This window comes from Halopenitus malekzadehii (genome assembly GCF_900108505.1).
In the GTDB taxonomy this organism is placed as follows: domain Archaea; phylum Halobacteriota; class Halobacteria; order Halobacteriales; family Haloferacaceae; genus Halopenitus; species Halopenitus malekzadehii.
Map to the genome: position 1 here is coordinate 698,725 of NZ_FNWU01000001.1, position 23,670 is coordinate 722,394.

General features: G+C 67.6%; 24 protein-coding genes. 9 read left to right on the plus strand and 15 right to left on the minus strand.

Annotated features, from left to right (window positions below):
* The first annotated feature begins 537 nt into the window (after positions 1-537).
* From BLW38_RS03485 to BLW38_RS03495, 3 genes are all read left to right on the plus strand, one after another.
* Positions 538-1,698 (plus strand): M24 family metallopeptidase, encoded by a 1,161-nt coding sequence (locus BLW38_RS03485; RefSeq protein ID WP_092814297.1) that lies wholly within the window; start codon positions 538-540, stop codon positions 1,696-1,698.
* Between the two features lie 28 nt (positions 1,699-1,726).
* Positions 1,727-2,911 carry an MFS transporter gene (locus BLW38_RS03490; RefSeq protein ID WP_092814300.1) on the plus strand — a complete coding sequence of 395 codons (1,185 nt, stop codon included), beginning with the start codon at positions 1,727-1,729 and terminating at the stop codon, positions 2,909-2,911.
* Between the two features lie 116 nt (positions 2,912-3,027).
* Positions 3,028-4,047 (plus strand): ornithine cyclodeaminase family protein, encoded by a 1,020-nt coding sequence (locus tag BLW38_RS03495; protein WP_092814303.1) that lies wholly within the window; start codon positions 3,028-3,030, stop codon positions 4,045-4,047.
* Between the two features lie 44 nt (positions 4,048-4,091).
* Here BLW38_RS03495 and BLW38_RS03500 read toward each other — a convergent pair whose 3' ends face one another.
* Positions 4,092-4,604, minus strand: a complete 513-nt coding sequence (locus tag BLW38_RS03500) for a DUF5797 family protein (protein WP_092814307.1) — start codon at positions 4,602-4,604, stop codon at positions 4,092-4,094.
* 99 nt (positions 4,605-4,703) lie between these two features.
* Between BLW38_RS03500 and BLW38_RS03505 the strand changes: the two genes are divergently transcribed.
* Positions 4,704-5,108 (plus strand): CBS domain-containing protein, encoded by a 405-nt coding sequence (locus BLW38_RS03505; RefSeq protein WP_092814310.1) that lies wholly within the window; start codon positions 4,704-4,706, stop codon positions 5,106-5,108.
* Between the two features lie 75 nt (positions 5,109-5,183).
* Here BLW38_RS03505 and BLW38_RS03510 read toward each other — a convergent pair whose 3' ends face one another.
* Positions 5,184-6,509 (minus strand): MFS transporter, encoded by a 1,326-nt coding sequence (locus BLW38_RS03510; RefSeq protein WP_092814313.1) that lies wholly within the window; start codon positions 6,507-6,509, stop codon positions 5,184-5,186.
* 96 nt (positions 6,510-6,605) lie between these two features.
* Between BLW38_RS03510 and BLW38_RS03515 the strand changes: the two genes are divergently transcribed.
* Positions 6,606-6,932 (plus strand): transcription factor S, encoded by a 327-nt coding sequence (locus BLW38_RS03515; protein WP_092814317.1) that lies wholly within the window; start codon positions 6,606-6,608, stop codon positions 6,930-6,932.
* Between the two features lie 75 nt (positions 6,933-7,007).
* Here BLW38_RS03515 and BLW38_RS03520 read toward each other — a convergent pair whose 3' ends face one another.
* From BLW38_RS03520 to BLW38_RS03530, 3 genes are all read right to left on the minus strand, one after another.
* On the minus strand, positions 7,008-7,853 hold the full coding sequence (locus BLW38_RS03520; protein WP_092814320.1) for a 50S ribosomal protein L11 methyltransferase: 846 nt from the start codon (positions 7,851-7,853) through the stop codon (positions 7,008-7,010).
* Positions 7,850-8,260 (minus strand): nascent polypeptide-associated complex protein, encoded by a 411-nt coding sequence (locus tag BLW38_RS03525; protein WP_092814323.1) that lies wholly within the window; start codon positions 8,258-8,260, stop codon positions 7,850-7,852. The genes BLW38_RS03520 and BLW38_RS03525 overlap by 4 nt, the downstream gene beginning before the upstream one ends.
* Before the next feature lie 78 nt (positions 8,261-8,338).
* Entirely contained in the window at positions 8,339-8,806 is a 468-nt protein-coding gene (locus BLW38_RS03530; protein WP_092814326.1) for a DUF5796 family protein, read from the minus strand.
* Between the two features lie 189 nt (positions 8,807-8,995).
* Here BLW38_RS03530 and BLW38_RS03535 point away from each other — a divergent pair, with 189 nt between their 5' ends.
* Positions 8,996-9,892, plus strand: coding sequence for a shikimate kinase (locus BLW38_RS03535; RefSeq protein WP_092815606.1), 897 nt, complete (start codon positions 8,996-8,998; stop codon positions 9,890-9,892).
* A 95-nt stretch (positions 9,893-9,987) separates the two neighbouring features.
* Positions 9,988-10,284 carry a chorismate mutase gene (locus BLW38_RS03540; RefSeq protein ID WP_245710039.1) on the plus strand — a complete coding sequence of 99 codons (297 nt, stop codon included), beginning with the start codon at positions 9,988-9,990 and terminating at the stop codon, positions 10,282-10,284.
* Position 10,285: 1 nt separating this feature from the next.
* Here the strand turns inward: BLW38_RS03540 and BLW38_RS03545 are convergent, their stop codons facing one another.
* The 7 genes from BLW38_RS03545 to folP form a co-directional block, all read right to left on the minus strand.
* Entirely contained in the window at positions 10,286-10,639 is a 354-nt protein-coding gene (locus BLW38_RS03545) for a type II toxin-antitoxin system PemK/MazF family toxin (RefSeq protein WP_092814329.1), read from the minus strand.
* Positions 10,632-10,868: a hypothetical protein gene (locus BLW38_RS03550; RefSeq protein ID WP_092814332.1), complete on the minus strand. Its 237-nt coding sequence runs from the start codon at positions 10,866-10,868 to the stop codon at positions 10,632-10,634. Before BLW38_RS03550 ends, BLW38_RS03545 begins: the two co-directional genes overlap by 8 nt.
* Before the next feature lie 76 nt (positions 10,869-10,944).
* Positions 10,945-11,853 carry an FAD-binding protein gene (locus BLW38_RS03555; protein ID WP_092814335.1) on the minus strand — a complete coding sequence of 303 codons (909 nt, stop codon included), beginning with the start codon at positions 11,851-11,853 and terminating at the stop codon, positions 10,945-10,947.
* Between the two features lie 90 nt (positions 11,854-11,943).
* The gene (psmA, locus tag BLW38_RS03560) at positions 11,944-12,801 is read right to left on the minus strand and encodes an archaeal proteasome endopeptidase complex subunit alpha (RefSeq protein WP_092814338.1); all 858 of its coding nucleotides are present in this window, start codon (positions 12,799-12,801) and stop codon (positions 11,944-11,946) included.
* A 6-nt stretch (positions 12,802-12,807) separates the two neighbouring features.
* Positions 12,808-13,293, minus strand: a complete 486-nt coding sequence (locus BLW38_RS03565) for an Rpp14/Pop5 family protein (protein WP_092814341.1) — start codon at positions 13,291-13,293, stop codon at positions 12,808-12,810.
* Complete coding sequence (locus BLW38_RS03570) at positions 13,290-14,057, minus strand: RNase P subunit p30 family protein (protein ID WP_092814344.1); 768 nt, start codon at positions 14,055-14,057, stop codon at positions 13,290-13,292. The genes BLW38_RS03565 and BLW38_RS03570 overlap by 4 nt, the downstream gene beginning before the upstream one ends.
* A gap of 129 nt (positions 14,058-14,186) precedes the next feature.
* Positions 14,187-16,898 (minus strand): dihydropteroate synthase, encoded by a 2,712-nt coding sequence (gene folP, locus BLW38_RS03575; protein WP_092815613.1) that lies wholly within the window; start codon positions 16,896-16,898, stop codon positions 14,187-14,189.
* A gap of 176 nt (positions 16,899-17,074) precedes the next feature.
* On the opposite strand from folP, the gene BLW38_RS03580 reads away from it, so the two are divergent.
* Positions 17,075-18,145, plus strand: a complete 1,071-nt coding sequence (locus tag BLW38_RS03580; protein WP_092814347.1) for an MBL fold metallo-hydrolase — start codon at positions 17,075-17,077, stop codon at positions 18,143-18,145.
* A 94-nt stretch (positions 18,146-18,239) separates the two neighbouring features.
* Here the strand turns inward: BLW38_RS03580 and BLW38_RS03585 are convergent, their stop codons facing one another.
* From BLW38_RS03585 to trkA, 3 genes are all read right to left on the minus strand, one after another.
* Complete coding sequence (locus tag BLW38_RS03585; RefSeq protein ID WP_394327069.1) at positions 18,240-19,781, minus strand: TrkH family potassium uptake protein; 1,542 nt, start codon at positions 19,779-19,781, stop codon at positions 18,240-18,242.
* A gap of 159 nt (positions 19,782-19,940) precedes the next feature.
* On the minus strand, positions 19,941-21,494 hold the full coding sequence (locus BLW38_RS03590) for a TrkH family potassium uptake protein (protein WP_092814350.1): 1,554 nt from the start codon (positions 21,492-21,494) through the stop codon (positions 19,941-19,943).
* A 14-nt stretch (positions 21,495-21,508) separates the two neighbouring features.
* Complete coding sequence (trkA, locus tag BLW38_RS03595) at positions 21,509-22,849, minus strand: Trk system potassium transporter TrkA (protein ID WP_092814353.1); 1,341 nt, start codon at positions 22,847-22,849, stop codon at positions 21,509-21,511.
* Between the two features lie 280 nt (positions 22,850-23,129).
* Between trkA and BLW38_RS03600 the strand changes: the two genes are divergently transcribed.
* Entirely contained in the window at positions 23,130-23,597 is a 468-nt protein-coding gene (locus BLW38_RS03600) for a 30S ribosomal protein S15 (protein WP_092814356.1), read from the plus strand.
* Positions 23,598-23,670 lie beyond the last annotated feature (73 nt).

Consider the following 23,670-nt stretch of genomic DNA (forward strand, 5'->3'; position numbering starts at 1 on the left):
TCGTGTGTTTCCTCGTCGTGTGTTTCCTCGTCGTGTGTTTCCTCGTCGTGTGTTTCCTCGTCGTGTGTTTCCTCGTCGCTCTTGTGTGTCTTCTCCGCTGTCTCGTGCTCATCAACGTGTTCGTCGGGGTGTGTGATGGGGTGATTGCTCATTTGCTGGGATCAGGGGCGGTGGCCGCTCGGATCGAACGGATCCGCCTGATGTCGGATCCGAGAGATGCGTCTCGACTTCGTCGTCCTCACTATAGTATAGGGCTCAAGCACGTATAAATGTATTTATATATTCCATATATATCCAAATAGAAAATTGATAGTAGACGGTCCCTATCTGTTATTCGATCCATATCGGTGTGGATCTCACTGAACGAGACGATCCGACGGATGGTAACATATAATGGTTTCGCTGTAAAGGCGACTATCGGACGCCACCGGTGGGGCCGCGATCTGGTGCCGCGTGACCGATGACGATCGGGGATGTCCACAGGCTAACGCTGTCCGGAAGCCAACCACTATAGGCGACGCCGCCGCAGCGATCCGTATGACTCGGGATCTGCCGGCGCTTGCGGAGACGATCGCTGGACGTGACGTGGATGGATATCTGATCGACGCCGACTGGGAGGACCCCACCCAGCTGTATCTCTCGGGCTTTACCGGACCGGACCCGTTTCTCACGCTGTACGCCGACGGCGGCGTCCACCTGCTCGTGTCCGGGCTCGAGTACGCACGCGCCAAACGCGAGTCGCGTGCTGACACCGTTCGCCGACACGCCGAGTACGATTTCCAGTACGGCGGTCGTGAACGGCGGCTCGATATGTACGCCGACTTTCTGGCCGACGTCGGCGTCGAGTCGGTGTTGATGCCGGATCGTGCTCCCGTCGGAACCGCGGACGGTCTCCGCGATCGTGGGATCACGGTCGCGGTCGACCACGAGGACGCCGTTGCGTCACTTCGAGCCGTCAAGTCCGACGATGAGGTGAACCGGATCCGGACCGCCCAGCGGGCGACCGAGTCCGCGATGGCGGCTGCGGAGTCCCTGCTCAGCGAGGCCACGGTCGAGGACGGAACGCTGGTTCACGGGGGCGACGTCCTGACGAGCGAACGGGTTCGTGAGGAGATCGAGGTGACCCTGCTGCGACACGGCTGCGCCTCCGAGGAAACGATCGTCGCCGGCGGTGCACACGCGGCTGACCCGCACGACCGCGGGTCCGGTCCTCTAAGCGCCGGCGACGCCATCGTCATCGACGTCTTTCCGCGGGACACCGACACGAAGTACTTCGCCGACATGACTCGAACGTTCGTCGTCGGCGAGCCCGGGGACGCCCTCCGCGAACGATACGACCTTACCGTATCGGCGCTGGAAGCGGCCATCGATGCCGTCGAACCCGGCGCGACCGGCGAGGACGTCCACGTCGCGGCCTGTGAGGTGTATGAAGACGCCGGCTACCCGACGCTGCGAAGCGATCCGGACACCGACACCGGATACATCCACTCGACCGGCCACGGCGTCGGCCTGGCGGTCCACGAGCCGCCGCGGCTCTCGATGGGGGCCGGCGAGCTCGAGCCGGGGAACGTCGTCACGATCGAACCCGGACTGTACGACCCCGACGTCGGGGGCATCCGGGTCGAGGACCTCGTGGTCGTGACGACGGACGGATGTGAGGTCATCACCGACTATCCGAAGCGGTTCGTGATCGAGTGATGCCGGCGATCGAGAGGGTGTCGAACCGATGACGCGGCGATACGCGTACACCGTTCTGGGACTGTGTACCCTTGCGTTCAGCGCGACGATGGTCGCCCGGCTGGCGATCAGCCCGGTCGTTCCGCTCGTGGCCGACGATTTCGGAGTCTCCTACGGGACCGTCGGGCTCGCGCTCTCGGGAATGTGGGCGGCCTACGCGCTCACCCAGTTCCCCTCCGGCGTGCTCGGCGAACGGTACGGCGAGCGCCGGATCATCCTCGTCGCGATCGGCGCCACGGCGGTCGCGGCGCTGCTCGTGGCGCTGTCGCCTTCGGTGTGGGCGTTCCTCGCGTTCACGGTCCTGCTCGGCGCCGGTGCCGGACTCCACTACTCGGTCGCGACGACGTTGCTCGCCCGCGAGTTCGACAGTATCGGGCGCGCGATCGGGATCCACGTCTCCGGCGGACCGGCCGCGGGTCTGCTCGCGCCGCCGGCAGCCGCACTCGTCGGGGCTCGGTACGGCTGGCGAGCGGCAGTTCTGCTGGGTGTTCTGGTGGCGGTTCCGGTGTTCGTCCTGTTCGCGTGGCGGGTTCGCCCGACCGAGCCGCTCCGGCCGGATCAGGCGATCGCGGAGCGGTTCGCGCTCGGACCGCTGGTGGAGCTCGTCTCGCGTCCGCCGATGGCCTACACGACCGGCCTCGCGATGCTCGGGGCGTTCGCGTGGCAGTCGACCGCGTCGTTCCTCCCGACGTTTCTCACGGATGCGGCGGGGCTGTCGACGGCGACCGCGAGCCTCCTGTTCTCGCTGTACTTTCTGGTGCACGGCGGCATCCAACCGGTTCTCGGTTCGATATCCGACCGCGTCGGCCGGGACGCCGTCGCAACGCTGACGATGGGAATCGGCATTTTTAGCTATGGCGGCCTCGTCTACGCCGCGATCGCGGACTTGGGACCGATCGCCCTCGCGTCGGCAACGGCCGGCGTCGGCGTCGCGATGTCGTGGGGGGCGCCGGTCCAATCCCGGTTCATGGACCTCCTCGGCGACGCCGAGCGCGGTGCCGGCTTCGGGCTCGTTCGCACCGTCTATATGGTGCTTGGTGCCTCCGGAAGCGTCCTCGTCGGGACCGTCGCCGACGTTGCGGATTGGACCGTCGCGTTCGGGCTGCTGGCACTCGTGATGGCGATCGGGACGACCGCATTGACGGCCAACCGGCTGTTCCGGCTCGGCCTGTGACCGTCGGCTGTTCCGGCTCGGTCGGTCCGGATCGGCTGGAGCCGTGTTTCGACACGGGACGGTCCGTCCAGGTCGTCGAAACGGTTTAGGAACGAGAACGCGTCTCGTGGGACGAGATGCGCATCCTCTCCGACGACGACGTCGCGAGCGTCCTCGACATCGAGACGCTGCTTGCGGTGGTCGATGAGGCGTTCCGGAAACAGGGTCGCGGCGAGGTCGAACGACCCGACCGGCCGCACTTCCCAGTCGGGGAGGGATTGACGCTACCGGCACCAACCGGCCCAGGATCCGACGACGCGGACCGCCCCGATTCCGTCGAGGGACCGTTCGGCACGGCCCTCGTGATGCCCGCGTACGTCCACGGAGCGGAGACCTACGCCACGAAGCTCGCGGCGGTCCACGAGGGGAACCCCGAACGCGGGCTCGACACGCTCAACGCCACGATCGCGCTCACCGACGCGGCGACCGGGGTGCCGGCCGCCACCCTCGCCGGGTCCCGAATCACGAACGCCCGAACGGGATGTATCGGCGGCGTCGCCGCCCGTGCGCTCGCGACCGACGGTCCGGCAACGCTCGGCGTGATCGGCGCCGGCCAGCAGGCGCACTGGCAGGTCCGGGCCATCGACGCCGCGATCGATCTCGACCGCGTCCGCATCTACTCGCCGAGCGACTCCCGGCTCGAGTGTGCGGACGCGCTTCGTGCGGAGGGGATCGACGCGACGGCCGTCGACGCGCCCCGCGAGGCGGTCTCGGGCGCGACGATCGTGGTCACCGCCACGCCCGCACGGGAGCCGGTCTTCGACGGGACCGACCTCGATCCCGGCACGCTCGTGGTCGCGATCGGGGCCTACGATGAGTCGATGCGCGAGCTCGACGCCGACACGATCCGTCGCGCCGAGCTGCTGTTCGGCGACGTTCCCGAGGAGGCCGTGGAGACGGGCGACATCCCGGACGACGTGACTGCCGAGGACCTGATCCCGCTTTCGGCCGCGCTCGCGGGGGCGGTCGGTCGGGAGTCCCCGACGGACGTCATCGTCGTCGAATCGGTCGGCAGCGCGGTGCTCGACGCCGCCGCTGCGACGCACGTCTACGAGGAGGCACGGCGACTGGGCGTTGGGACCGAGGTCGATATCTGATCCGTCTCTCGTCGATCGCTACGTGCTGACCGATCGCTCGACCGTTACTCGGCGATCTCGACGTCGACCGCGTCGCGCTCGACGGCACGCCGAAACGTAGGGACCGTTCGATAGACCACGTCGACGACGTTCTTTCGACGAAGGCTCTGTAGCGCCGCCCGGACGTCGTCCACGTCGGGATCGACGTCGAACTCCGATCGAAGCCCGTTGAGGACGCTCACGACCGATTCGGACCGCTCGTCCGGCCCCGGGACGACCGCGAACACGCGCGCCTGCAGCTTCGGAACCCGGATCACGCTCGGGATACCGTCGCCGTTCCCGTCCGCACCGCCGGCCTCGATCCCGGGTTCGACGTCGACCAGGTCGGCCGCCTCCTCGGTCGCACGGATGAGGCTGTTGTCGTCCCGGAAGTAGTACTCCTTCAGGTGGGACTCGAGGTAGCCGTGGACCTCGCTGCCGGAGTCCAGCTCCCACGCCGACTGCAGCTCGGCGTTCTTAGTCGGCTGCAGCCGGACCACGTCGGCGAGTCGGTCCCGCTCCTCGTCGGTGAGACTCATACCGCCGGCTATCCCGTCCGCGAGTAAGGACGTTCCGAATCCCGACCGGAGACGGCCGGTGTCGACAGCCTTATTCGGTGTGCTACCACACGACGGTGTATGGACGACATTCTCGTTGGACGCGTTATGACGAGCGAGGCGATCACCGTACATCCGGACACCTTCGTCGAGGAGGCCGCCTCGCTGCTGCTCGAGAACGACATCGGATCGCTCATCGTCGTCGACGACGACGGCCGGCTCGAGGGCATCCTGACGACGACGGACTTCGTCCACATCGTCGCCGCCAGCAAGCCGAAAGCCAAGACGACCGTGGAGCGATACATGAGCACCGACGTCACGACCGCCAGCGCACAGGACGCGATCACCGACGTTGCCGACGTGATGATCGCCGAAGGGATCCATCACCTCCCGGTCATCGACGACGAGGGCAACGTGATCGGCGTCGTCTCCACGACCGATCTGACCGAGTACATCTCGGGATTGAAACCGCGTCGAACGGCCTGACTGGACGGGACCGCACGAGGGTGTGCGGACATCGACGGGGCTACCGGGTCCCGTTTCGCGCCGATCCGCCCGCACTCACGCGCTCACCCCGAGCGTCTCCTCGACTTGCGTCACCACGGCGAGGAGGGCCCCCACTGCCAGCGCCGCTCCGACCGCGAACGGAACGATGAAGCCGTATTCGACGAGGAATCCGGAGGTCAAGGGACCGATCGCAACCCCCAGTCCGAACCCCATCGTGAGTACCGACAGCGTCGACCCGGACTCCCCCTCCGAGGCGATGTCGCCGGCGATCGCCAGCGACGGCGGGAACGCGAACGCGACCGCGATCCCCTGCAGGAGCCGAACGGCAAGCATCGTCACAGGCGTCGTGACGACCCCTTGCAGCAGCGTCGACGGCACGAGCAGCACGAATCCCGCGAGCAGGAACGGCCGCCGGCCGAACCGGTCGGCCGCACGCCCGACCGGGACCTGAAAGACGACGTTCGCGATCGTCACCGCCGCGAACTGGATCCCGAACCAGATCGGCGCCTGGTCGAGCCGAAGGTTGATCTGGTTCTGTAATGTGGCGAAGAGCGCGACGCAGATGCCCATCGCGACGGTCGCGAGTCCGAGCGCGAACACCGGGTCGAGGAGTCGATCGTCCCCGAACACGCGGATCGAAACGTCCGTGTCGCTCGACGCCGCCGACTCCTCGGTGTCGTGAACCAGCCAGTACACGAGCGCGAACGAGAGGTACGCGCCCGCACAGGCCGCGAGGAACGCGGCGTCGAAGCCGTCGATCACCGCCGGTCGTCCCAGGACGGTCTCGATCCCGAGTCCCGACAGGTCGTAGGGGCCGCCCTCGACCACGACGCCGGCGAGGATCGGGCCGAATCCGTACCCGAACAGCCGAAACGTGTTGAACACGCCGAAGTTCTCTCCGCGCTCCTCCGCGCCGGCCGCGTACTCGTTCACGAGCGCGACGACCGCCGGAATCGTCAGCGCCGCACCCAGGCCCTGTGCCGCCCGGAGCACGACGAGCGTCCAGTAGTCCGTGGCGAAGACGTACAGTCCGCTTGCGGTCCCCAACAGCGCGATCCCCGCCAGGATGAACGGGCGACGCGCTCCGGCGCGGTCGGACAGCCGTCCCGTCCACGGCTGGGACAGGCTGTTGAGGAACCCGAACAGCGAGAGCACGAACCCAATGAGCAGGGGCTCGGTGACCGGAACCGTCGCCGCGCCGACGCCGATCTGCCCGCCGAGCAGCCCCTCAAGGTTGACGATGCCACTGGCGATGTACAGCGGGAGGACGACGATCAGAAACGAGTTACCGATCGCTCCGACCATCCGGGCCGATCCCAACACGATCACTCGTCTGTCGCCACCGACGATCGGTGCGACCAGCCGTCCGAGCAGTCCCATCCGTCGAGGCGTTCGACGGTTGAGTTGAAGGGTCTTCTGAACGACGAAGCTGTCCGATCCCGTCGTTTATATATCGTGACGTGGCATTCACCGGGTATGGAGTTTTGCGACGAGTGCGGTTCGATGATGAAAGCCGGCGAGGGCGAAGACCACTGGGTATGTACCGCCTGTGGCTTCGAGAAGGGCCGCAACGAACAGGAGGAGGCGGCGATGGTGACCACGCAGGGCCAGGAGGCCTCGGAGATCATCGACGTCAGCGACGCCGAGGACAAGGGTCTCCCGACCACGACGGTCCACTGTCCGGAGTGTGGCAACGACAGCGCCTACTGGTACATGCAACAGATTCGGTCGGCTGACGAGTCGGAGACGCGCTTTTTCGTCTGCACCGAGTGCGAGCACAAGTGGCGCGAGGACGACCACTAATCGCTGCGCCGTCGCGCCGATCGACGACCCACACCTGCACACTCGCATACCCCCACACCTGTACACCTGTCCCGTCTAGGGTCGCCGCGCGAACGTCAAATAGCCGGTGTGGCCGACCCCCGCGGTCGAGGGGCGTGAGCCGCGCTCGGAGAAGTCCATCTCCCGTTGGATCGTCTCCAGCGTCTCGACGTCATCGAGACCGGCCGCACGGGCGGCGTTGACGATCTCGCTCGTTCCCTCAACGAACGGCGAGTACGCGGCCAGAAATCCGCCGGGAACGAGCACGTCCGGCGCGTGGGCGACGATTTCGGGCGCATCACCGGTGTCGAGGGTGAGCACGTCGAACCGGTCGTCGATGGGATCGGCGTTGGGGTCAGCGTCGGGGTCGGCGTCGGCGTCGGGGGCTTCCACGTCGTTTTCGTCGTGCATACCGTCCTCGTCGACCGTCCCTTCCTCCCCGGTCGGCTCCTCCGACAGGATCGTGGCGAGATCGCCGGTCCGGACGTCGACCTGGTCGGTCACTCCCGCGATCCGCATGTTCTCACGCGCCACGTCGGCGAACTCCGGGTCCCGCTCGTAGGTTCGCACACGTGCACCCGTGCGTCCGAGCGCTGCCGCGAGAATGCCCGTTCCGGTCCCGGCATCGAGGACACGATCACCAGCGGCGACGCCGACGTGACCCATAATCAGTCCGACGTCTCGGGGCATCATCGGGGCGCCGGTTCGGTCGAGGTGGTCGAAGAGGTCCGGCAGGCGCAGCTCACGAACCTCGAACGCCTCGCCGAGGTGCGTCTCGATCACGTCGCCGTGTTCGGCGTCCGCGGGGACTTCGAGCACGCCGAGGTCGGTGCCGAACTCCGCGCCCGGTTCGAGCAGGTACTCCCGACCGTCCCCGATCAGGAGGTAGGCGGGGTCGGTCACTCCAGGCGGGCGATGGCGGCCGCGAGGTCACCCTCCTCGGCCTCGAGCGCCTCGATGGCGTCCTCCTCGCTGACGCCGGCACGCTCGGCGACGATCATCACGTCGTCCTCGGGGATCGCCAGACCGGCCGCCTCCGCATCGCCGTCGCCGTCACCGGCGTCCAGCTCGGCAGCCGGTCCCGCGCCGCTGCCGCCGGTTCCCGGATCGACGGACTCGGGCTCGCCGACGACCTGGTAGGTCTCCTGGCCCTGGGCGTCCATTCGCGTGACCTGAGGACCGTCGAAGACGAGGTCCTCGTCGTCGGTTCGGATGACGACCTCCTCGACGTCGAGTTCGGTGACGTCGATCCCCATCTGTTTCATCATCTGTTTCATCTTCCGTGGGTTCATACCGCCGCCTCCAAGCATACCTTCGTCTCGCGCTCGTGGCAGCAAAAGGGTGACGAACGTGCGAAAGGTGGATCGACCGTCGACCGCCGATCGGCGTCAGTCGTCCGGCTCGAAGCTGCCGATCCCGGCCGCGGGCGGCGAAACGATCTCGAAGCTCCGCTCGCTCCAATCGTCCTCGACGAACACGAAAACGCGGCCGCCGGCGGTCTCGGGATCGGCCTCGATCTGCGTGCGTTCGCCGGCGCGTCTGGCCGCCACGCCCGGGAACAGTTCCTCGCCCTCGCCGGGTTCGAAGATCACGCGCCCGACGCCGGTGTCCTCAAGGATCTCGTCGTGCGTCTTCAGGTCGTTCACGTAGGTCATCACGCCCTCGGTCTCGGTCGGGTCGGTGACGAGCACGTGCGTCTCCTTGCCGGGACCGGCCGTCAGCGTCCCCTCGACGGTCGTGGGAACGCCGCGATAGAGCGTGGTTCGGCCGTCGAGGTACTCCACGACGACGCCCTCCTCCCGAAGCTCGATGCCGAGGGTGGTGGGCGGGATGTCGGACCGCGCTGACGAGGACATACCGGTAGGTGTGGTCGCGGCGGCAAAAAGGGACGCGTTCCGGCCGTGACTCCCGGCCTGGTCGCCGACCGGGACCGCCGATCGCGGCCGCTGACCGGGACCCCCGCCCGAAACCACCGACCGGGACCGCCGATCGAGACCGTCGACCGAGACCGCCACACCTATGGCCCCGCTCGGGAGTCCCTCGATATGGAGGGACGGGCAGCCGCGCTGGGCGCCGGAACGATTCTCAACGCGCTGGCGACCGGCACCGGGTCCGCGTTCGGCATTGACGTCGAGACGCGTGCGACCGTTACGCTTGATCCGGACGCTGACGGCGTGACGGGCACCATCGCCGAGGCGCCGGATGCGGACACGCGACTCATCGAACGCTGCGTCGACCTCGCGACCGAACGCTGGGGCGCCCGCGAGGGTGGCACGGTGCGGACCGACAGCGACGTCCCGCTTGCGGCAGGACTGAAAAGCTCCAGCGCCGCCGCCAACGCGACCGTGTTGGCCACCTGCGCGGCGCTCGGGCTCTCGGTGGGCGACGCGGACGATCCCACGACGGACGTCACCCGTCTGGAGGCGTGTCGGCTCGGCGTCACCGCCGCCCGAGACGCCGGCGTCACCGCCACCGGCGCGTTCGACGACGCCTCGGCGTCGATGCTCGGCGGCGTGACCGTCACCGACAACACGGCCGATGAGCTCTTCGACCGCGATACCCTCGAGTGGGACGTCCTCGTCTGGACCCCGCCCGAGCGAGCCTACAGCGCCGACGCCGACGTCGAGCGATGCGGCGCCGTTGCGCCGATGGCGGACCTCGTCGCGGAACTCGCGCTCGATGGCCGCTACGCCGATGCGATGTCGGTCAACGGCCTCGCGTTCTCGGCCGCGCTCGGGTTTTCCCCGGAGCCGGCCGTCGAGGCGATGCCCCACGTCACCGGCGTCTCCCTGTCCGGCACCGGCCCCAGCGTCGTGGCCGTCGCCGACCCGGCGGACCCCGAGACCGACCTCGACCGCGTTCACGATCTGTGGGCCGCCCGCGACGGGACCGTTCGAACCACGAGGACGCGCTCCGACGGCGCGACGATACATTCCCCCTGAAGACCGATGTGTCACGCCATTTCACCCACGCGATCGCCGATCGTGACCGTCCGGAACCAATCACTTCAAACTCCCCGACCCCGATCCACCACACAATGAGCACTGACGACATGAATCCCGAAGAGATGGACCTTGCGGAACTGCGCGCGGAGATCGAGGACATTGACCGCGAGATCGTCGAGCTGATCGCCCGGCGGACGTACGTCGCCGACACCGTCGCGGCCGTCAAAGACGATCGGGATCTGCCCACGACCGACGAGTCACAGGAGGCCCGCGTGATGGAGCGCGCCGGCGAGAACGCCGAACAGTTCGACGTCGACGCGAATCTGGTGAAGGCGATCTTCCGACTGCTGATCGAGTTGAACAAGGTGGAGCAACGGGAGAGCCGGTAGCTCAGTTGAGGCCGAGACTCAGTGTTAACGCCTCGTCGACTGCAGCCATCGTGGGTCCGTCGAGTGAACCGACGACCGAGTGAATCCGTTCCGGAACCGAGACGGTTCGAATCTGGTCGAGCCGGATTGACGAGTCCTTTTCGAGCGGTGACCCGTCCGCCTCGACGAACACCTCGAACGGATACTCTCGGTAGGTCCCCGTGACGGGCGCGACGATGGTCGTACTGGAGTTTCGGTTTCCGATATCGTTTTGAATAACCACGGCCGGCCGCGTCTTCTTCATCTCGTGTCCTTCGGCGGGGTCAAGCCGAACGATAACCACATCGCCCCGTCGCACATCCGTGCCGTCACTCATCGAGGTGCTCCCACGCTTCGCCGGACGCTTCGCTCCACTCCTCGGCGAGTTCCTCCGCGCTCTCGGAGGCCTTCCGATACGCGGTCGCTAGCTCGTCGTCGTCCGGCCGGTCGGACTCTACCTCAACGACGGCGACGGTTACGCGCTTGTTCGCGTACTCGGTGCCGAGGTAGACTCGACCCCGGTCGTCCGTCTCGTTCGTTTTGAGGTCTGTCGCGTCGACTTTCATCGAGGAACAGTACGGACCCGCGGCTGATATGTGTTGCCCACTATTACCCACGGATTTCCCTAGCAGTCACGGGCTGTCAACGGTCCGTCCCAGGAACGCGTCCGAGGTCGTCGTCGACGAGGCTGGGATGCGTTCGCTGGCGGTCCTCGTGTGGCGTCGCGAAGTACTCCTGCATCGCGGCGATCGACTCGCGTTCACGGGCGCGCCGCTCGGTCTCCGAGACCTCCTCACACCCCGGTGGAACCTCGCGGCCGCGGTCGGTGAAGTAGCCCTCGGGAGCCACCCAGTCGTGGTAGAAGGGGATCTCCGCGTCGTGGATCAGCGTGATCGCCGTTCTGGCGCCGTCACCGGCTGCAACCACCGCTTGGTGGTAGCGCTCGGCGAGTCGACCCGCGGCGTACAGCCCCTCGACGGTCGTTCGCCCGTCGCCGTCGTCCTCGAGGTACGTCTTCGAACCCGCCTCCCGGCGGTCGGGATCGACCGGATCCAGATAGCTCGCGTCCGCCCAGGAGGCCGCGATCACGCGCTCTGCGGCGATCGTCCGATCGGTCGCGGCGGTGGCTCCCGACCCAGCGTCTCCGGCCGCATCGTTCCCGGCCGCGTCGGCGTCGGTGTCCGCGTCCCCGGCGATCGTCGCGAGGAAGCGAGCGTCATCGCTCACGTCGAGATCCCCGTCGGCGGTCCCGACGTGTTTCAATCGCGTGACGCGGCCGTGCACCATATCGGCCCCGTTGCGGGTCGCCTGGGACCGCTGCATATCGATCAGGAGTCGCGGATTCACGCCCGCCGGGAAGCCGGGGTAGTTCTCGACGTGTGCGTTCCGTTTGAGTATCGACTCGCCGGCGGTTATCACGGCGGTGTCGAGACTCGCCCGCGCGGTGAAGGTCGCCGCCGATAGCCCGGCGACGCCGCCGCCGACGATCAGTACCTCATAGGTGTCGATGGCCGACTCGTCCGTGTTCGTGGGGTCCGTCGTCGTGCCCATACGACTCGCTGGAGGAGTTGCACCAAATAGTCCCGGATCCACGTCGAACGTCGGTCCCGGTGCGTTCGACACGGGACCGGTTGTTCCTCGTTACTCCTCGGCGTCTGCGTCGTCGGTGTCGTCGGTGTCGTCGGTATCGTCGGCGCCGGTGTCGTCCGCGGCGTCTGCCTCGTCATCGGCATCCTCCCCATCCGCGGCCTCCTCGTCTTCGTCCGTCGCGAGGAGGTCGTGTTCCTCGAGGATCGCTTCCTTCTCGGCGGCGGAACGCTCGTGGAACGTCGGGTCGTCGACGGTCACGGTGGCGACGCCGACGCCGTCCGGCGTCAGTCCGTCGTCCTCGTTCACCTCGGCGAGCGCCTCGAGCGCGAGGCCGACCGCCGCATCGATCGAGAGGTCCTCCTCGTAACGCTCCTCGAGGTATTCCCGGATGTCGGTTCGGTTCGACCCGATCGACAGCGCCTGCCACTCGTAGGGCGTCCCCGAGGGGTCCGTCTCGAACAGGCGCGGCTCGCCGTTCTCGATCCCGCCGACCACCAACGCGACGCCGAACGGGCGCGCGCCGCCGACCTGGGTGTACTGTTGGATGTGGTCGGTGATGTTCTTGGTCAGCGTCTCGATGCCGATCGCCTCGCCGTACCGCAGCCGGTTCACCTGCGCCTGGCGGCGGGCGAAGTCGATGAGTTTGCGTGCGTCGGCGACGTGGCCGGCCGACGCGACGCCGACGTGGTCGTCGGCCTTGTGTATCTTCTCGACGCTTTTCGGCTCCATCAACGGCGATCGGGCGCGCTTGTCCGCCACGAGGACGACGCCGTCCTCGGCGCGGACGCCGATGCTTGCGGTGCCGCGTTTGACGGCTTCACGAGCGTATTCGACCTGGTAGAGCCGACCGTCCGGCGAGAAGATCGTGATGCCGCGGTCGTACGCCTGCTGTTGGGCTTGTCCCTGCATATGGTATCACTCGAGATCGAGTCGCGTCGCGCCGACGTGGCCGGACTCCGCCGACACGTCGACCGCGTCACCGCGGATGACGGCCGGTCGGTCCGCCCCGTCGAGCGCGACGTCTCTCTGCCGTGACGGTCCGCCCGCGCGACCCATATATCTTTCTTCACACGCCCGGACCGTCCCCGAAACGCCGCGAACCCGTATGCCGACCGGGTCGTCATCGATCGCGGAGACGCAGGCGACCGCGGCACGCGCCGGCTCGACGTGGGCTCGTCGCACCTGAACCACCGCCTCCCCCTCGCCGACGGCGTCGTCGAAGGTGAACGACAGCACTGACAGCTTCGCGTCCGCGCTGCCCGGATCGCCGAGGAGGTTCCCCGCGGCGTACCACAGCGCCCGCTGGAAGTCGCGCCGACCGATGGATGTGGTCGGCCACGTCTCGAGCCCCACGCCGAGGTACCGCCACCGCGGCCGGAGGTGTTTCGGGAGGTGCTTCACCGGTCCACCCCCGATCCGGTGTCACCCTCACGTCCGTCACCCTCACGTCCGTCACCCTCACGTCCGGCGTCGTCGCCGTACCGGCCGCGTCGGACGCCCGGTTCGACGAACGACTCCGAGAGTCGGTGTCGGTTCCGCTCGGCGATCCGCTTCCACGCACGGAGCCCGTCATCGATCGCGTCCGCGTCGAACCCGATCGCCTCGCCGACGGCCCGCAGCTCCCGCGGCGCGCGAAGCTCGAGGTGTGACGCCGCGGTCGCGCTCACCACGTAGGGCGCGTCGTAGTGGTCGACGATCTCCCGGAGCTTTCGAAGGTCCGACAGCGCCTGCACCCGGCGGCCGCCGGTCGCCCGGAGGACCGGTCCGAGGTCGAACTCGAGGGCGACGCCGTGGTCGGCCGCGGCCTTCACGAGCACGTGGTTGACGTCCCCACGACCGGCCATCGGCTTCGAGAGCACGTCGATGCGGTCGGACTCGACGGCGAACCGGTTGAGCGCGTTCGATCCGCCCCGGAGCGTGAGCACCGTGAAGTCGGGGCGGAAGTTCCCGACCGACCCGCTCGCGGCTGACGGGTCGTCCGCGTCGATCTCGACGCCGGTGACGACGTCGATCCCGTATTCGTCGCCGATCGCCGTCGGCTCCATCGCGCGCGAGGCGGACCGGGTCCGGATCACCAGTCCCGAATAGCCGAGCCGGGCTGCCGTGCTGGCGAGCCTGGCGACGGTGCTGTCGCCGGCCGGATACGCCTGGACCGCCTCATACATACGCCGGGATTCGCCGGCCGGGGTTTTGGAGATTGCGCTTGGTGGACCACTGCGTGTGTGGGGTATGTCCGTGCTGAACCGACTGCGCCACCGTGATTGCCGGCCGCTCCCGCCAGAAACACGTCCTGTTCACTCCCCGACGCTATCGGGATCGTGAACCGCCGTGACGACGTCGACGGCGGCCCGGTTCGTCGCCACATCGTGCACGCGGATAATGTCCGCCCCGCGGTCGACGGCGACCGCCGTCCCGGCGACGGTCGCGGCACCTCGCTCGTCGGCATCGTACCCGAGTGCGCCGAACATCGACTTGTGGGAGTGGCCGACGAGGACCGGACAGCCGAGCGCGGCGAACTCCTCGATGCGGGACAACACCGCGAACTCCTCTGACGGTGACTTTGCGAACCCGAGTCCCGGATCGACGATCACGTTCCGGCGGTCGATCCCCGCGGCCTCCGCGCGCAGGATCCGTTCCTGGAGGGCGTCGAGAACGTCCTCGACGACGTCCTCGTACTCGATCTCCGTGTCGGGATCGACCGGAGCCTCGACGCTGTGCATCACGACCACCGGGCAGCCGGCCTCTGCGACGACCTCGCGCATCCGTGGGTCCTCGAGCCCGGTCACGTCGTTGATGACGTCCGCACCCGCCGCGATCGCGGCGTCCGCGACGTCGGGTTTGCGCGTGTCGATCGAGATCGCGACGTCGCCGTCGGCGATCGCCGGGAGATCCTGGAGCGCCTCCACGACCGGTACCACGCGGTCGATTTCGTCGTCGACGGGAACCGGGTCGGCGCCCGGTCGCGTCGACTCGCCGCCGATGTCGATGATCCCGACACCGGCGTCGATCATCCGCCGTGCGCCCGACACCGCGTCCGCGAGCGTCCCGTGCCGGCCGCCGTCGTGGAAGGAGTCCGGCGTGACGTTGAGGATCCCCATCACCGTCGGGCCGTCGGTCCAGGGCCAGGACGTCGAGGGGTGGGCCGATTCGCCGGCTGTCGTAGACGGATCGGCTGTGGTCGACGAACCAGGTGTGGTCGCCGGATCGACGACGTCACCGCTTTCCGCACGATCGCGGATGGTCTCGGCCAGCCCGGGAAGACCGATTCCGCGATGGGTCAGTTGGTCGTCGGTGTGGGCACCCTGGTCGTCGGTGTGAATCCTCGGGTCGGCGGTGTGAATCCTCGGGTCGGCGGTGTGGGTGTCCGCATCGTCGATCACGTCGGCCAGCTCGTGGAGTCGGTCGACGGTCCCGCCGATCACGACCGCGATCGATTCGCCGCCCGTCCCGACGTCCGAGACCGCACACTCGAGCCCGCAGTGGAGTGCCGCCCGCCGCAACGCCTCGGCCTGGCTCGGATCGAGTCGCGTGCGAAGGACGCGATGGACCAGTCCGTCGCGAACGCGGTCGCGTTCGGGGTCGCCGACGTCGGCATCCGTGAGCAGGGTCTCGGCGTCCGCCGGCGTGTCAACCTGTGTGGGAACGACGCGTCGTGTGTATCTCGCGCGTCCCTCCGCGACCGCGAACAGCGACCCGGTCAGGAGCACACAATCGTCGGCGTCCGCCCGGTCGATCGCCGCCTCGAGCGCGTCGGCGACCGCGGGCACGACCGTCGTCCCCTCGATCCCCGCGTTCCGAAACGCGGCCGCCAGCACGTCGGGGTCCGCCGCCCGTGGGTGGTCGGGTTGGCAGGTGTGGACCGACTCGGGCGTCGGCAACGCATCGATCGTTCCCTCGTGGTCCTTGTCGTGCATCGCGGCGAACGCGAGATGAAGGTCATCGTACTCGTACTCCGACAGCGTTCCCGCCAACGTTCGACAAGCGGCGGGATTGTGTGCCCCGTCGAGGACGACGAGGGGATCGGTTCCGAGGACCTCGAAACGCCCGGGCCAACTCGCGGTTGCAAGCCCGTCGCGAACCGACTCGGCGGGAATCGGCGCGCTCGCCGATGATGCGTTTCCTCCGTCGCTCCGGGCGACGGCTTCGTGTGCGATCGCGACCGCGATCGCCGCGTTGGTCGCCTGATACTCACCCACGAGCGGGAGTCGCGCGTCGTAGCTCCATCCCGAGCCGGTGACCTCGATCCGCGAGTCCGTCGGACTGCGTCGCCCCGAACGCGTTTCGATGCGGCCGTGGTACGTGGCCGTCACGTCCGGGTTCGGATCCGGGTCGGATACGGTCGGTCCGTCGACCGTCCGGACGTCCTCGCCTGCGTCCGTGACGACTTCCCGGATGACCGACAACGCGCTGCCTCCGCAGGCCGTGATGACGGGCGTCCCCTCGTCGGCGATCCGCGCCTTCGTTCGAGCGATCTCCTCGACCGACTCGCCCAGTACCGCGGTGTGTTCGAGCGAGACGTTCGTGATCGCGGCCGTCACGGGATCGACCGCGCTCGTCGCGTCGTACTCGCCGCCCATTCCGACCTCGAGCACCGCGACGTCGACGTCGCGGCGGGCGAACTCCCAGATCCCCATCGCGGTGACGACCTCGAAGAAGGTGAGCGGCTCGCCGGCGGCGGCGCGGTCGACGAGCCAGGGGCGTGCCCGCTCGATGAAGGTCGCGATGGCGTCATCGCTCATTGGGTGCCCGTCGACCCGGATGCGCTCGGAGAGGTCATCGAGGTGGGGCGAGGTGTACAACCCCACCGTTCGGTCGGTCTGCCGAAGGATCGACTCGGTGATCCGGGCGGTGCTGCCCTTCCCGTTCGATCCGGCGATCTGGACGAACTCGAGCTCCGTCTCGGGGTTCCCGAGGTGATCGAGCAGCGCCTCGACGGCGTCGGTACCGGGGCGAACCGAGAAGCGGCGGAGGTCGAACAGGAAGTTCGCCGCCTCGTGGTAGTGCATATACGATGACGCTCGGGCGGGGCATCGCTTGAGGGTGACGATGTCGACGATCGAGTCGGCCGCCAGTATCCGAAACACGAACCGATCGCCGGTACGCGAATCGATGCCGGTACACGAGCCGGCAGCCGCGGCCGCAGGAGGAACGTTGAAATCGACCCGTCACACAGGGATCCAACGTGAAGCGAATCAGGCTCGGGAATGCGGTCTTCGAAGGACTCAACAACGTCTACGTCCTCGACGGCGAGACGACGGCCCTCGTGGACACGGGGATCTCAACGCCGGCGGTCGAATCGGAACTGGCGGACGGGCTCGCGGAATTCGGGCTCGAGTTCGCCGACGTCGACGAGATCCTTCTCACCCATTGGCACCAGGACCACGCCGGGCTCGCCGGCGTGATCCAGCGGGAAAGCGACTGCATCGTCCGCGCCCACGAGGCCGACGCGCCGCTCGTTTCGGGCGCCGAACTGCCCCCGTCAAGCGACTCGGCGGGACGACGAGCGGTCTTCGACCGCTGGGGAATGCCCGATGCGGCGCGCGAGGAGCTCGAGGAGGTGCTCGACGCCAACGAGTCCTACCGCGAGGTCGGCGCCGACGTCACGCCGTTCGCCGACGGCGACCGGTTCGCCGTGAACGGGATCGAGTTCGAGGCGGTGCATCTCCCCGGCCACGCGGCGGGGCTCGCGGCGTTCGCGTTCGACCTGACGGCCGCCGACACCGCGGCGCTCGATGATCACGAAACGGGCAGCGGGCGTGGCGATCGCGGCGACACCGCCGCCTTCGTCGGCGACGCGATCCTCCCGCGGTACACGCCGAACGTGGGCGGCGCGGACCTGCGGATGACCGGCGCGCTCGATCAGTACGTTCACAGCCTCGTTCGGGTCATCGATCGGGACTGGTCGGTCGCGTATCCCGGCCACCGGGACACGATCACGGCGCCGAGCCGACGGGCCGCAGTGATCCTCGAACACCACCGCGAGCGCACCGATCGCGTCATCGACGTTCTCCGCGAACACGGCCCGCTCGACACCTGGAGCGTCTCCGCACACCTCTTTGGCGACCTCTCGGCAGTCCACATCCTTCACGGCCCCGGCGAGGCGCACGCACACCTCGAGCACCTCGCGGACGCCGGCATCGTCGATCGCGACGGGACGGAGTACGCCCTGGTCGACGCGGATCCCGACGTCAGGTCGCTGTTCCCCGAGACGCGGTTTTGCGGCCGGGTCGAGGCTGAAACCGAGGGTCAGTGACGCGGTCGGGGCGACGGGTCAGCGGTGACGATCGTCTTCAAGAAGTGACCGTTTGGTCCCAATGGTGACCGTTCGACGGCCCGACCGGCCGCGCTCACCGACGCCAGAAGCTGCCCGTGAACACGACGAGGACGGGCAGGATCTCGAGCCGGCCGAACCACATCAACAGGACCATCACGAGCTTCGAGGTGGCGGGGAGATCGAGGTAGGACCCGAAGGGGCCGAGCCGACCGAACGCCGGGCCGATGTTGCCGATCGCCGCAAGGCTCGCGCCGATCGCCTCGAGCGCGGTCAACTCGAGCCCGATCCGGGCAGCGTCGAGCGCGATAACGAGCACGCCGGCGCCGAACAGCCCGAGGTACAACAGCGTGAACACGACGACACCCCGGATGGCGTTCTCGTCGACGACGGTCCCCGCGAGCCGGATCGGCTGGACCGCGTCGGGGTGGGCGGTCCGGAACAGCTCGCGATGGAGCGCCTTACAGACGATCAGCCAGCGAACCACCTTGATCCCGCCGCCGGTCGATCCGGCCGAGCCGCCGACGAACATCGCGAACAGCAGCGTGAGCTGTCCGTAGGTGCCCCACTGCGCGAAGTCGCTCGTGGCGAACCCGGTCGAGTTCAACAGCGAACCGATCTGGAAGGCGGCGTGCCGGAGCGCGGGTTCGGCGGTTCCCTCGGTGGTGCCGCCGATCTCGAGCGGCGGCGCGACGCCGGCATACAGCAGGCCGAAGACGAGCGCGACGAAGGCGGCGACTGCGCCGGCGTAGGTCCGCAGCTCCGTGTCGTCGAACAGGTCGCGGGTGTCGCCCGCGAGGACGTGCCAGAACAGCGCGAAGTTGACCCCGGCGACGACCATGAACGGGATGATCGCCCACTGGACGGCGGCCGAGAACGCCGCAATGCTGTCGGCCTTCGTGGAGAACCCGCCGGTCGGCATCGTCGAGAAAGCGTGTGCGATCGCGTTGAACAGATCCATCTTCGGCGCGACGCCGACAAGATGGAGGCTATAGAGGACGATCGCGAGCAGCAACGTGAACGCGAAGTAGACCTTCCAGAGAACCCTGGCGGTCTCCTGGATGTGAGGGGTGAGCTTCTGGAGCTGCGGGCCGGGGGCCTCCGCCTGGATGAGGTCGGCGCCGTTGACGGCCAGCTCGGGAAGGATGGCCACCATCAGGACGATGATCCCCATTCCGCCGAGCCACTGGGTGAGCTGGCGCCACAGCAACAGCGCGTGGGAGTGTTGGTCCGTCGAGATCTCGCCCATCACGGTCGCGCCGGTGGTGGTGAATCCCGACATCGACTCGAAAAAGGCGTTGACTGGGTGGGCGAGCGTCGAGGCGGTTCCGTAGCCCGCCAACAGATACGGGATCGTCCCGACGACGCCGACGGACAACCAGGCGAGCGCGACGAGGAGGAGGGCCTCCCGCGGCCCCAGATCCGGGTCGGGGTCGGCCCGCTCGAGCAGGATGCCGGCCCCGAGTACGCAGAAGATCGACGCGCCGAAGACGAGCAGGTCCTCGCCGTACACGAGCGCGACGACGAGCGGGATCGCCATCGCGACGGCGGTGTATTTGACGACCGTGCCGGTGACGGCGACGCTCGTCCGCCAGTCGACTCTCACCGACGTGGACACGCGGCGTCACCTCCCGATCGGCGTCCCCGACGACGCGTGACCGTCCCGGTCCGCATTCGAGACATATCCCAGCCGAGACGGGGATCCGGCAAGAATCCACCGGGTTCATCGCGCGTCCGGTCGCCGTATTCGGCGAACCCGATCGTCGCTCTCGGCGCCTCACGACCGCCAGTACCCGGGCGTCAACAGTACGAATACGGGGATGATCTCGATCCGGCCGACCCACATCAACACGATCATCGCGAGCTTCGTGGCGTTCGAGAACGGGTGATAGCTGCCGAACGGTCCCGCGATTCCGAACGCCGGCCCGATGTTGAAGAAGGTCGCCGCGGCGGCACTCATCGCCTCGAACTCCGAGAGGACGAGTCCGGTCCGGGCTGCATCGACCGCGATGAACGCGGTGAGCGCGAAGAAGATCACGACCGACACGAGCGTGTACGCGTAGACGTCACGGACTGTCTCCTCCTCGACGACGGTCCCCGAGAGCCGGATCGGGCGGATCGCGTCCGGGTGGACGGCGGTGAACAGGTCCCGCCGGAACCCCTTCAGCACGATGATCCACCGCAGGAGCTTGATCGAACAGGTCGTCGAGCCGGCCATCCCGCCAAGGAACATCAACAGGAACAGCACGTGTTTCGCGGCCGGGGACCAGCCGTTGAAGTCGACGGTCGCGAAGCCGGTCGTCGTGAGGATCGACACGACCTGGAAGGTGGCGTGTCGGAGCTTCGCCTCGAGGGGGAACGAGACGCCGGGATCGGTGAGCAACAGCAGCGCGACCAGGATGACCGCACCGACCACGACGCCGACGTAGTACCGGAACTCCTCGTTTCGAACCGGCCGGAGCCAATCGCCGCGCACGAAATAATAAATGAGGATGAAGTTGGTCGCCCCGATGAACATGAAGGGCACGATCGTCCACTGCGCCGCCCGCGAGAACGCCCCGACGCTGCCGGGGTCCGGCGAGAATCCCGCGGTCGCAACCGCCGTGAGTGCGTGGGCGATCGCGTTGAACGGCGTCATTCCCGGTGCGACGCCGATCAGGTGGAGCACGTAGAGCGCTCCCGCACACGTCAACGTGATCCCCGCGTACAACGACCAGAGCATCCGGGCGGTCTCCTCGATGTGTGGCGAGAGCTTGTGGACGTCCCGGGTCTGTGTCTCGGTCTCCATCAGCTGTGTCCCGCCGATCGACAGCTGTGAGAGCACCGAGATCGCCAACACGAGCACCCCAAGCCCGCCGAGCCACTGGATCACCTGTCGCCACATCAGGATCGACCGTCCGTGAACGGAGAAGTCGACGAGCACGGTCGCGCCCGTCGTCGTGATCCCCGACATCGACTCGAAGAGCGCGTCGATCGGATGGGAAACGACCCCCTCGCCGGCGACGAGGAAGGGGATCGCGCCGATCACGCCGACGAACAGCCACGCGAGCGCGACCATCAGGAACGCCTCACGGCCGCCGAGGTCTGCGTCGCCGGACAGCCGCTCGAGCCATCGTCCGATCCCGAGGGTAACCGCGATCGTGACGAGGAACGGGAGGAGCGGTTCGTCGTAGTACCCGGCGAGCACGAGCGGAAACGACAGCGGGACGGCGAGCCAGACGAGAATGCTGCCGACTAACCCGAGGCTGGCCCGCCAGCGAACCCGGACGGGACGGCGTCGCCACCGGTCGATCCGGTCGGCGATCCCCGTGGGGTCCGGGAGCGAGAGCATTGCTGAGTCGGGGGTTACAGCAGCGCCGTGACCTCGTCGACGACGGGCGTCTCGACGAAGACGACGACGTGGTCGCCGGCGCGGAGCTCGGTGTCGCCGCGCGGGACGATGAACTCCCGGTCGCGGGTGATGGCGCCAATGACGACGCACTCGGGGAGATCCGCCATCGCGTCCCGAATCGTTTTGCCAGCGAGCGCGCTGTCAGCGCCGATCTCCACCTCCAGTACCTCGGCCTTATCCGACTCGATGAACGCGACGTTCTCCGCGGCACCTGACTGGGTGAACCGCGTGATTTCCTCGGCGACGACTTCCCGAGGTGAGACGCCGACGTCGACGCCGACCGTCTCGAAGAGGTCGACGTAGGAGGTCCGGTCGATGACCGCGACCGTTCGCTCGACGCCGAGCCGCCGCGCGAGCAGGCACTCGAGGAGGTTCTTCTCGTCGGAGTCGAGCGTCGAGACGAGGATGTCCGCGTCGCCGACGTGCTCCCGCTCGAGAAAGCCCATATCGGTCGCATCCGACTCCATCACGAGCGTCTCGGGGAGGTTCTCGGCGAGGGTTCGAGCGCGCTCGTGGTCCTGCTCGACGAGACGCGGCGAGAGGCCGCGTTCCTCGAGCAGGCGGCAGACGTGATAGCCGATCTCGGAGCCGCCGATGACCACGACCTCGGCCGATTCTTCCGGAGACTCCTTGGGAGCGATCGTGCGGGCGAACGTCTGGACGCTGTGTGGCGACCCGATGACGACCACGCGGTCGCCCGCCAACAGACAGGAGTCTCCGCGTGGCACCTCGACGTCGCCGTCCCGGAGGATCGCGGCGAAGGTGAGCGAGTCGAACCGGTCGGCCTCCTCAACGGTCTGGTCGACGATCGGCGACCCCTCGCCGATCTCGAACTCGGCCATCTGCACCCGGCCGCCGGCGAAGACGTCGGCGTCGCGAGCCGCCGGCAACCCGACGACGCGCACGATCGACTCGGCGGTGAGGAGGTTGGTACAGACCATCAGGTCGATGCCAAACGCGCCCTCGTCGTGTTCCCACGTCCGGAGGTATTTCGTGTTCTTGATGCGAGCGATGGTGAACGCCGCGGGAGTGATCGCCTTCGCGGTCGAGCAGGCGACGATGTTCGTCTCATCGTCGTCGGTGGTGGCCAAAACCATGTCGGCCTCCTCGATGCCGGCCTCCAGAAGCGTGTTCAGATCCGTTCCGTCGCCGGTTATCGTCAGGACGTCCAGCGCGTAGGTCAGTTCGTCTGCTCGGTCGGCGCGACTCTCGACGACCACGACGTCGTGGTCGTGTTGGAGATCGGCGGCGATGCTCTCGCCGACCTGGCCCGCCCCGATGATGACTACGTGCACGGGGCGATCTCCTCGTGTCTCATACGCCGGCGTTCTCGGAGGAACGATAAATGGGTTGTGTCCCGGACACCGTCGCAACCACCGCTGCGATCGTCGATCCGGCGGGTGAAGAGAACACCCTTAAGAGGCTCGGCGGGAACTCACTCGTGGGAACAGCACAGCCGTAAGTCTGACTCGCCGGGGCGATCGCCCACGGCTCGGGATTGCGGCAGTGCACCGTGAGTCCCCGATGGGGGCTCGCGGTCACGCTTTTGCGGTTGTGCCGTTCCAACGACAGACAATGGCACGAATGCATACACGCCGCCGTGGCTCGTCCGGTTCGGACAAGCCCGTGGCAGACGACCCGCCGGAGTGGAGCGACGTCGACGCCGAGGACATCGAGGCTCGCGTCGTCGAACTGGCAGAACAGGACTACGACCCCAGCCAGATCGGAATGAAACTGCGCGATGAGGGCGTGACCGGCACGCCGATCCCGGACGTCAAGCTGGCGACCGGGAAGAAGATCACCGAGATCCTCGAGGAGCACGACGCCGCCGCGTCGGTCCCCGAGGACTTCCGGAACCTCGTCGAACGCGCGGTCCGGCTGCGCGAACACATGGCGGAGAACCCGCAGGACCACCAGAACAAACGGGCGCTTCAGAACACGGAGTCGAAGATCCGCCGGCTCGCCGACTACTACCGCGGCGACCAGCTCGACGAGGACTTCACGTACACCTACGAGAACGGCGTCGAGCTCCTCGAGGAGTGATCGACTCACGATCCCGATCCGACGGACCCCGATAACCGACGCCCATCGATCCAACACACGTCCCGATAGATAA

Coding starts and splice junctions, on each gene's coding strand:
- BLW38_RS03485 (WP_092814297.1), top strand. CDS start 538: ATGACTCGGGATCTGCCGGCGCTTGCGGAGACGATCGCTGGACGTGAC.
- BLW38_RS03490 (WP_092814300.1), top strand. CDS start 1,727: ATGACGCGGCGATACGCGTACACCGTTCTGGGACTGTGTACCCTTGCG.
- BLW38_RS03495 (WP_092814303.1), top strand. CDS start 3,028: ATGCGCATCCTCTCCGACGACGACGTCGCGAGCGTCCTCGACATCGAG.
- BLW38_RS03500 (WP_092814307.1), bottom strand. CDS start 4,604: ATGAGTCTCACCGACGAGGAGCGGGACCGACTCGCCGACGTGGTCCGG.
- BLW38_RS03505 (WP_092814310.1), top strand. CDS start 4,704: ATGGACGACATTCTCGTTGGACGCGTTATGACGAGCGAGGCGATCACC.
- BLW38_RS03510 (WP_092814313.1), bottom strand. CDS start 6,509: ATGGGACTGCTCGGACGGCTGGTCGCACCGATCGTCGGTGGCGACAGA.
- BLW38_RS03515 (WP_092814317.1), top strand. CDS start 6,606: ATGGAGTTTTGCGACGAGTGCGGTTCGATGATGAAAGCCGGCGAGGGC.
- BLW38_RS03525 (WP_092814323.1), bottom strand. CDS start 8,260: ATGCTTGGAGGCGGCGGTATGAACCCACGGAAGATGAAACAGATGATG.
- BLW38_RS03530 (WP_092814326.1), bottom strand. CDS start 8,806: ATGTCCTCGTCAGCGCGGTCCGACATCCCGCCCACCACCCTCGGCATC.
- BLW38_RS03535 (WP_092815606.1), top strand. CDS start 8,996: ATGGAGGGACGGGCAGCCGCGCTGGGCGCCGGAACGATTCTCAACGCG.
- BLW38_RS03540 (WP_245710039.1), top strand. CDS start 9,988: ATGAGCACTGACGACATGAATCCCGAAGAGATGGACCTTGCGGAACTG.
- BLW38_RS03545 (WP_092814329.1), bottom strand. CDS start 10,639: ATGAGTGACGGCACGGATGTGCGACGGGGCGATGTGGTTATCGTTCGG.
- BLW38_RS03550 (WP_092814332.1), bottom strand. CDS start 10,868: ATGAAAGTCGACGCGACAGACCTCAAAACGAACGAGACGGACGACCGG.
- BLW38_RS03555 (WP_092814335.1), bottom strand. CDS start 11,853: ATGGGCACGACGACGGACCCCACGAACACGGACGAGTCGGCCATCGAC.
- psmA (WP_092814338.1), bottom strand. CDS start 12,801: ATGCAGGGACAAGCCCAACAGCAGGCGTACGACCGCGGCATCACGATC.
- BLW38_RS03570 (WP_092814344.1), bottom strand. CDS start 14,057: ATGTATGAGGCGGTCCAGGCGTATCCGGCCGGCGACAGCACCGTCGCC.
- folP (WP_092815613.1), bottom strand. CDS start 16,898: ATGCACTACCACGAGGCGGCGAACTTCCTGTTCGACCTCCGCCGCTTC.
- BLW38_RS03590 (WP_092814350.1), bottom strand. CDS start 21,494: ATGCTCTCGCTCCCGGACCCCACGGGGATCGCCGACCGGATCGACCGG.
- BLW38_RS03600 (WP_092814356.1), top strand. CDS start 23,130: ATGGCACGAATGCATACACGCCGCCGTGGCTCGTCCGGTTCGGACAAG.